This is a genomic window from Psychrobacter sp. T6-1 (assembly GCF_052258445.1).
Genome location: NZ_JBQQFC010000812.1, coordinates 1 through 537, shown reverse-complemented (window position 1 = coordinate 537; position 537 = coordinate 1). Strand labels below are relative to the sequence as shown.

Genomic DNA, 537 nt, shown 5'->3' with positions numbered 1-537 from the left:
ATAGAGCATAGTTTTGGTCTTAGTGAAGCTGATGTGATTACTTTGATGCGAAAAGAGCTTAAACCGTCCTCGTTTCGCTTGTGGCGTCAGCGCGTCACTGGGCGTGATACCAAGCATCAGGCCAAGCGCGGCTTTGACGTCGGTCGTGCCTATTGCAAAACTCAGTACAAACCCCGATAGTCATTGATAACCACAAATCTCATCAAATTACGAAAGGTAATCTATTATGATCTGTCCTGCTAAGCCTTACCTAATCGCTCCTTCAATCTTATCCGCTGATTTTGCGCGCTTGGGCGAGGAGGTCGAGAATGTGATGAAAGCGGGTGCGGATGTCATTCATTTTGATGTCATGGACAATCATTATGTCCCTAATCTGACCTTTGGTAGCATGATATGCAAGGCGCTACGAGACTATGGTATTGATGCGCCTATCGATGTACATCTAATGGTATCGCCCGTCGACGGTATGATTGAGCAGTTTTTGCAGGCGGATGCGAGCATTATTACCTTTCATCCAGAAGCCAGTGCTCATATCGA

General features: G+C 46.4%; 2 protein-coding genes. Both read left to right on the top strand.

Annotated elements, in window-relative coordinates:
- A partial coding sequence (locus tag ACTXGO_RS16115) for a TIGR03643 family protein (RefSeq protein WP_443575235.1) occupies positions 1–180 on the top strand: 180 nt, incomplete at its 5' end.
- 46 nt (positions 181–226) lie between these two features.
- Positions 227–537 (top strand): ribulose-phosphate 3-epimerase (locus ACTXGO_RS16110; RefSeq protein ID WP_443575234.1); only part of this gene is annotated, 311 nt, incomplete at its 3' end.